Origin of the sequence: Streptomyces sp. NPDC046805, assembly GCF_040645355.1 — a bacterium.
Taxonomy (GTDB): Bacteria; Actinomycetota; Actinomycetes; order Streptomycetales; family Streptomycetaceae; genus Streptomyces.
This window is the reverse complement of the sequence record NZ_JBEYYC010000074.1, coordinates 1-7,518: the sequence shown is the minus strand read 5'-3', so window position 1 is coordinate 7,518 and position 7,518 is coordinate 1. Positions and strand designations below refer to the sequence as shown.

Below are 7,518 nucleotides of genomic sequence, written 5' to 3'. Positions count from 1 at the left end.
CCCTGCTCGTCGGTCTCAGTCGCCAACTCGGCTATGTACTGGTTGACTTCCGCTTCCAGTGCTGCGGCCAGCATGCGTCGGGCGCCCTCGCGCACAATCTCGTCGATCAAGGAGCCGGACTGGGTGGAACCGTCGTCAGTGACTACGCTCAGCACGGGCGTGCCCTCCCGACCCGCGCGCCAACGCGGGCCTACTCGGTGACCATCACAGGATCAGTCGGGAAGGTACGCCCTCCGCGTCCCTCCGAGAACCGATCCACAAGTCCTGAGCATTGCTCCCGACCCGCCTTCCAGACCTTCCTCGACCAGAACGAGATCCCCCGGTCAAAGTCCTGGCGAAACCTCGGAACCTGAGCCCGACCATCCAAGATCCCCGACAGAGTCAAGCTAAGGGCAAGCCGCCCGTCTGTCGCCTTCGTCGGCCCTTCGGGCCTCAGTCCGCATGGCCCGAGCACGGCGCCCTCCCCAGGGTCCACGATGGATGACCGGCTGAGAAGGCGTTCTTTTGGCTGCATGAGGGGGTGCAGAAGGGCTGTTGGCAGGTGCTGAGGTCAGCTTTCCCAGGCAGTTGCTTGGTGGAGCCGGAAGCGGATGCTTGCGCCGGGCGGAATCTGTCCGGCCAGGGGCAGGTCGTCGCCGTGGACCACTGCGACAACGGGGTAACCGCCGGTGACCGGGTGGTCGGTGAGGAAGAGCACCGGCTGGCCGCTGGGTGGGACTTGAAGAGCGCCGGAGACCATGCCCTCGGCGGGCAGTTCCTCCTCGCGGCAGCGGGTCAGTGGCGGACCGGAGAGCCGCAGCCCTACACGGTTGCTGCGGCTGGTCGCCTGCCAGGAGGCAGTGAGCAGCTCACGCAAGGACGCTTGGGTGAACCAGTCGCTGCGCGGGCCCGGCCACACCCGCAGCAGGAACTGCTCAGGCGGCGCGGTACATGGGGCCAGGTCCACTCCAGGCATGGGGGCGACGGGCTGTCCCACGGCTAGCCGGTCCCCGGCTGCCAGCGGGGCCGGGCCGGTGCCGGAGAGCAGGTCGGTCGATCTGGACCCGAGGACCGGTGGTACAGCGAGACCGCCGCGTACCGCCAGGTAGGTGCGCAGTCCCGACGTGGGCGCGCCGAGCGTGAGCACGTCGCCGTCTCGCAGCGCTATCGGGCCGCACCAGGCGGCAGGACGGCCGTTCACATCGATCGGGCAGGGGGCTCCGGTGAGTGAGACGTAGACGATGGAAGTCCTGCCGTCGACGCGTCGGCAGTGCGCCCTGATCCGCAGCCCGCCCCAGGTCGCCTCGATGCCGGCAGCGTCCTCGGTGTTGCCGACGAGGCGGTTGGCCAAGGCCAGGGAGCGGAAGTCGGCGGCCCCGGAGGAGGACAGACCCAGGCGTGACCAGCCGGGCCGGCCGAAGTCCTGCACGGTGGCCAGCGGTCCCGGCGCCAGGATCTCCATGCGGCAGTCGCGTGCGACTGCTGTCACCGTGGCTCCTCGGCGACGAACCGTACCTGCCGACCGGGGGTGAGCAGCGCTGGCCGATCACGGTCTGGGTCCCACAGCTTGAGCGCCGTGGTGCCGAGCAGTTGCCAGCCGCCGGGTGAGGAGCGCGGATACACACCGGTGAATCCCCCGGCGACCGCGACGGCGCCGCTGGGAACGGCGGTACGGGGCTCGGCCCGCCGGGGCAGCGCCAGCGCCGGATCAGTGCCCGCCAAGTAACCGAACCCGGGGGCGAAGCCGGTGAAGGCCACGGTGTAGTGCGCGGTGATGTGGCGCCGGATCACCTCGGTCACGCTGAGCCCGGTCAGCTCGGCGGCGTGGTCCAGGTCCGGCCCGTTGTAACGGACGGGAATCACCAGCACGTCATCGGACCGGCCCCCGTCGTCGGCAGCTTCTGTGCCCTGCCCCAGGGAGGCCGCGCAGTGGGTCACCGCCTGGGCCATCGCATCATGGCCGACGGCTCTCGGGTCGTAGGTCACCATGAGCGTGCGTGCCGCAGGAACGAGTTCGAGCACGCCGTGAGGACGGTCGCGCTCCAACGCGGCATGCAGGGCGAGAACGTCCGGCAGGTCCTTGACCTCGGCCAGCACCGCGGTGCTGCCGACTCTGCGCACGCCGCGTAGCGGGCTCGTCATCCGACTGGCTCCTCCCTTGTGGCGGCGGGGGCAGCGAAAGACCGAACGGTCAGCCCCTCGTCACGGAGTTCCTCGCGCAGCCGACGGGCGATCCGTACGGCCCCTGGTGTGTCGCCGTGCACACACAACGAATCCACGGCGAGCGGAAGCTGACTGCCGTCGATGGCCTCGACGACGCCTTCGGTGACCATCCGCAGGCAGCGTTGCACGATCACGTCGGGATCGTGCAGGACGGCGCCGGGTTCACGGCGCGAGACCAGGGTGCCTTCGGGGGTGTAGGCGCGGTCGGCGAAGGCCTCATGCACCGTGGTGAGGCCGAAATCGGTGGCGACGGCCAGCCAGGCGCTGCCGGGCAGGCCGAGGACAGCAAGAGTGGAGTCGTAGCGGGAGACGGCGTCGGCGAGCGCCCTCGCCTGGGCCTCGTGGTGGACGACGGCGTTGTACAGCGCGCCGTGCGGCTTGACATAGGCGACCGAGGTACCCGCCAGGCGGGCGAAGCCGTCCAGGGCGGCTATCTGGTACACGGCATCGTTGACGAGCTCCCGCGGGTCGGCGTCGATGAAGCGGCGGCCGAAGCCGGGCAGATCCCGGTAGCCGACCTGAGCTCCGATCGTTATGCCGCGCTCGGCGGCGAGCGCGCACACCTTCCGCATCACGGTGGGATCGCCCGCGTGGTATCCGCAGGCCACGTTGGCACTGGTGACGATGGACAGCAGGGCATCGTCGTCGCCCATCGGCCACGGGCCGAAGCCCTCGCCGATGTCGCTGTTGAGGTCGATGACAGGACGTGTCATGGCTGCCTCCCTTCCGGTCTGGAACGTCAGTTCTGCCAGGACGGGAGAGTCATGCCGTGCAGGTTGCGGTACTCGGCGCGGTGCGGGGAGGACCAGCCGGCCAGCAGTTCGGGGTCCACGCGGTAGACCTCCACACCGATGGGGTGGCAGACCTCGACAGGGTCGTGCGCGTCGGGGCCCCACATGGGGACGGACAGGTCGCCGCCCGGGCAGGTGGACAGCGCGCACAGCAGGTCGAGTTCGGCGAAGAACTCGAAGTGGTCGCCGGGGCGCGCCGGGCAGTCCTTCATGAAGTACTGGTCGTGCTCGTTCAGCCCGGTGCACTGGAAAACGTTGAGCACGTCGTGCACATCGAACTCTGTCAGGCCGTATGGAAGGACGGCCCGCACCAGGTTCGAGTGACAGTGGAAGTCGAAGTCCTCGCCGGTGAGCATGCGGTTGACGTACGGATCGCAGCGGGTGCCGAGGAGGTCGTGCACCCTGGCGCCCTCGGCGTCGCAGCCGTAGTCGGCGAGCGTGTCCGCGGTGACGGTCAGCAAGGGGCGCAGGAAGGGGAGGTTGGACCAGAGCCGGTCGTAGGTACTGACGTGAGCGCGCTGCAACTGCCGGGTGCGGGCGGCCCACAACCGCTCGCGCGGATCGTTCAGGTTCCACACGTTGAAGTCGCCGACCTGCGGCCCGTCCACGGTGACCAGTCGGCAAAGGTGGCCGGCGGGCACCTCCCACGCGCGTCCCGAGCGGATCGGGATGGTGAAACTGTCGACCAGTTTGCGGCCTTCGGGCGTGCCCGAGACGCGGTCGTAGAAGGAATGGTCGACGTCAAGGGGGCCGCCCTTGGAAGCCTGATAAGCGGCAGCGGTGGTAGCCATGGATTTCTCTCCTTGTCACGGGAAAACACAGGAAGGCACGCCGGGCACGGGCCATGGGTTGGTCAGACTCGCCGTGTGGATGGTGCGGCGGGGCTATGCCGGCGACTGGCACCGGGCGGCGTCCGCATCACAGCGGCGGGCCCGTCTGATCGGCTGTGGGGGAGCAGCGGACCGCCGGTCGGACGGCCGTGACTGCCCCCATTCACTACCTCTCTTGGGCTGTGACGCTCCGGCGCCGACGAGTCGGTCGGCGCCGGCCCATCTCGTTCGCCCGGACCGTGTCCAGCACACCGCGCTCGGAATCGTCGAGATACTGCCGGGTCAAGGCAACTGCCGCGTCCCTGCGCCCGCCCCGGATCAGGTCGCAGATCTCCCGGTCACGCGGGATCCACGGCGTCTGCCAGCGTGCTTCGTCCTCCATCACAGCGAAGGCCAATCGCAGTTGCGCGAGGATGCGGCGGAAGAACTCGTCGATGCTGTGGCTGCCGAACAGGCTCACCAGTGCTTGATGGAAACGCAGGCTCGCCGTTCCGACCTCATTCCAGGCCTTCTGCACGACCGCGTCTTCGGCCGCGTACACGGCGGCTTCCATCCGCTCGAGGGCAGCTGCGCTTGCCATCGAGCTGTTCTCAACAGCTCCCAGTTCCAGGGCCCGCCGGACGCGGTAGATCTCGTGCACATCCTCCTCGGACAGCGTCTTGACCACGGCGCCCTTGTGCATCGGATACACGACCAGGCCTTCCTGTTCCAGCTGCCGCAGTGCGCCCCGCAGGGTATGGCGGGCCACCGCGAACTCGGAGGACAACGCGGTGTCGCGCAACTGAGTACCGGGCGGAAGATGCCCCTCCATGATCCGCTCGCGGAGCTCCTCAGCTACCCGGGCGCCCGCTGGTACGGCCGCTGACGGTGAGTCGACTTCGTTGTTGGTCCCTGCCATACCCACAACCTAAGACGGATTGTTCCACAAAACAAGCATGTCGACTGCCGACAGATCCCTCCGAGAGGCCGAGCGTGCGTCTTCCTCGAGGTTTCGTTCACATGGTTGACTCGGATTGTTCCACAATCTAGCGTGACGTGGCACACGGCTGGTCGGCCAAGTGGTGGAGGGAGACCGTTCCCCCTCCACCAGGCGGAAGCCCTTACGACAAGGCACCGGTCCGTGGAAGGCCGCCCGCCGTGCGCTGCCACCCGCAAGCAGGACCCGCGTCTGGGCGCGTGCCTCGCGCACCACTCGTCCGAAGGGATTGTTCGATGAGCGACACCGCACTCGAAGACGATCAGACCCGACAGGAGACACCGCCGATGCGGCGCACGGTCGCTGGCGCGTGCATCGGCACGGTCATCGAGTATTTCGACTACGGCTCCTACGGGTACCTGGCCGCCACACTCGCGGTCGTCTTCTTCCCCGGGGGCGATCCCGCCCTCGCGACGATCCAGACGTGGGCGATCTTCGCGCTGTCGTTCATCATGCGCCCCCTGGGAGGGCTGTTCTGGGGGCATTTCGGCGACCGCATCGGCCGGACCCGCACACTCAGCATGACGATCCTCGCGATGGGGGTGTCGACGGCGGTCGTCGGCCTCCTGCCCGGCTACTCCGTCATCGGCATCTGGGCGCCGATCCTGCTGCTGCTCGCCCGGATGTGTCAGAGCTTCTGCGCCGCAGGCGAATACTCCGGTGCCGCGGTCCTCCTCGGGGAACACGCACCGCCTGCTCGCCGCGCTCGCTACGTCAGCTTCATTCCCATCGGCAACGCCGCTGGGCTGTTGATCGCATCGTTGCTGACCACCGGCCTGTACTCCATGCTGGGCACTGAGGCCGTGCAGTCATGGGGATGGCGCATCCCGTTCCTTCTCGGAGTGCCGCTGACTCTGATCGGCTGGTACATCCGCCGCAAGATTGACGAAACGCCGGACTTCCTGGAACTGCAAGGCGATGACGCGCGGAGCGAAGCGCCGGTGCTGGCAGGGCTGAGGGAACACTGGAAAACCATGCTGCGACTGGTGTGCGTCATGGGTGTCAACGCTGGCGCCTACTACCTGGTGCTGTCCTACATGGCCAGCTACATCGAGCAGGAAGTACATCTGAGTTCCTTCTACTCCAGTCTCATCGTCACCATCGGTCTCGTCCTCTACCTGCCCGCGCTGTACCTGTGCGCCAGCCTGGCCGACAAGGTCGGGCGCAAACCGGTCCTCATCGCCAACAGCATCCTGTTCCTGACACTGAGCTACCCGGCATTCCTGCTGCTCGGGCAGAACGGGTTCGTCACCGCGCTGATCGTCCAGATCCTGATGACCACCATGTTCGCGCTCAATGACTCCACCTTCGCCACCTTCTTCATCGAATCATTCCCGGCCAAGGTGCGATTCAGCGGATTCGCGATCCCCTTCAACTTCGGCGTCGCTCTCTTCGGCGGCACCACCCCCCTCCTCGCCAGTTGGCTCATCGACCGCACCGGCGTCGCCACTTCCCCCGCCTTCATCGTGATGGCCATCGCAGCCCTGTGCCTTGGTGCACTCCTGCTCTCCCCGGAAACATCCCCCGAGAACAAGTCACGGTGACCCGGAAACCATGAGCACCAACGAGATCATCTTCGACGAAGGACGCCATCACCGCGCCCGGCTCGGATTCGTCCTCCTCGCCATGGAACAAACCGTCGAAGGCGACCTGTTCCAGCTTGCCCCGCCTGGTGTGGGCGTCCACTTCGCGCGCGCACCGATGGCCAATCGCATCAGCGTCGACACCCTCAGCGCCATGGCCACGGGCATCGGGGACGCCGCCGCCCAGATCCTGCCGGACCTCGACCTCGACACCATCTGCTACGCATGCACGTCCGGCAGCGTCGTCATCGGAGAAGAGCGGGTGTTCGCCGAACTCAACCGGGGCGCACCCGGCGCACAACCCACCTCACTCATCACTTCCGTCATGCAGGCCCTGGCGACGATCAACGCCCAGCGCATCGCCGTCGCCACCCCGTATCTGGACGAAGTCAACGCCATCGAACACCGCTACCTGCAAGACCACGGCTTCACCGTGACCAATATCCAAGGACTCCGCCTCGAAAACGACGCCGACATGGCCCGCGTCGCCCCCAGCCACCTCATCGACTTCGCGAAAGAAGTTGACCGCTCGGACGCCGAGGCGCTCTTCATCAGCTGCAGCGCCCTGCGAACACTCGACATCATCGACACACTCGAGAGCGCCCTCGGCAAGCCAGTCATCACCAGCAACCAAGCCATGATGTGGCACTGCCTCCGCCTCGCGGGGATTTCCGACCAACTGGAAAATCGCGGAGCGCTTTTCAAAGTCAACTGAACCTCGAACAACCAGACCTGGACTCAGTAGGGTCGGGGACTGGCGCGGTGGCTGCTGCTCCGTTTCCAGTCCCCGCCGCTTCAATCCGGACATGAGGTTCTCCCTCATCCGGCTTTCCGACATCGTTCACCGGCTGGCATGCGCCGTCGCCCAGTGCACGTTCCCGCTCAGGCGGTAGACCCCGAGCCGACTGATCCACCCGTAGGTGTAGCGGGTGGTCCAGTTGCGGCCCCGCAGGCCGTGTTTCCGGCTGGCGAAGATCGCCAGCCGCTCGTGGACGTGGCCGTCGACCGCGTTGAACTTCCGCCCGGAGTTCCCATTGCGGAAGTACGCGGCTCAGCCCCGCAACACGGGGTTGAGGTCGGCTACCACGGCGGATACCGGCCGTTCGGTCTTCGAGAAGGCGGTCGCCGCGCGGACC

The 7,518-nt window shown here is 67.1% G+C and carries 7 protein-coding genes and 2 pseudogenes; 2 read left to right on the top strand and 7 right to left on the bottom strand.

Going from position 1 to position 7,518, the window contains the following annotated elements; all coding sequences use genetic code 11:
- The 6 genes and pseudogenes from ABZ910_RS36035 to ABZ910_RS36010 form a co-directional block, all read right to left on the bottom strand.
- Positions 1-155, bottom strand: a pseudogene (locus ABZ910_RS36035) (IS256 family transposase); the annotation flags it as partial.
- A 395-nt stretch (positions 156-550) separates the two neighbouring features.
- The gene (locus tag ABZ910_RS36030; protein WP_361373619.1) at positions 551-1,441 is read right to left on the bottom strand and encodes a biotin-dependent carboxyltransferase family protein; all 891 of its coding nucleotides are present in this window, start codon (positions 1,439-1,441) and stop codon (positions 551-553) included.
- A 23-nt stretch (positions 1,442-1,464) separates the two neighbouring features.
- Positions 1,465-2,121 (bottom strand): allophanate hydrolase subunit 1, encoded by a 657-nt coding sequence (locus ABZ910_RS36025; RefSeq protein ID WP_361373617.1) that lies wholly within the window; start codon positions 2,119-2,121, stop codon positions 1,465-1,467.
- Positions 2,118-2,915, bottom strand: coding sequence for a 5-oxoprolinase subunit PxpA (locus tag ABZ910_RS36020; RefSeq protein ID WP_361373615.1), 798 nt, complete (start codon positions 2,913-2,915; stop codon positions 2,118-2,120). Before ABZ910_RS36020 ends, ABZ910_RS36025 begins: the two co-directional genes overlap by 4 nt.
- 26 nt (positions 2,916-2,941) lie before the next feature.
- The gene (locus ABZ910_RS36015) at positions 2,942-3,784 is read right to left on the bottom strand and encodes an urea carboxylase-associated family protein (protein WP_361373613.1); all 843 of its coding nucleotides are present in this window, start codon (positions 3,782-3,784) and stop codon (positions 2,942-2,944) included.
- Positions 3,785-3,989: 205 nt separating this feature from the next.
- Positions 3,990-4,721, bottom strand: coding sequence for a GntR family transcriptional regulator (locus tag ABZ910_RS36010; protein WP_361373611.1), 732 nt, complete (start codon positions 4,719-4,721; stop codon positions 3,990-3,992).
- A gap of 314 nt (positions 4,722-5,035) precedes the next feature.
- Here ABZ910_RS36010 and ABZ910_RS36005 point away from each other — a divergent pair, with 314 nt between their 5' ends.
- Entirely contained in the window at positions 5,036-6,343 is a 1,308-nt protein-coding gene (locus ABZ910_RS36005; RefSeq protein WP_361373609.1) for an MFS transporter, read from the top strand.
- 10 nt (positions 6,344-6,353) lie between these two features.
- Positions 6,354-7,097: a hypothetical protein gene (locus ABZ910_RS36000; protein WP_361373607.1), complete on the top strand. Its 744-nt coding sequence runs from the start codon at positions 6,354-6,356 to the stop codon at positions 7,095-7,097.
- A 126-nt stretch (positions 7,098-7,223) separates the two neighbouring features.
- Here ABZ910_RS36000 and ABZ910_RS35995 read toward each other — a convergent pair.
- Positions 7,224-7,421 (bottom strand): annotated as a pseudogene (locus ABZ910_RS35995) (hypothetical protein); the annotation flags it as partial.
- Positions 7,422-7,518 lie beyond the last annotated feature (97 nt).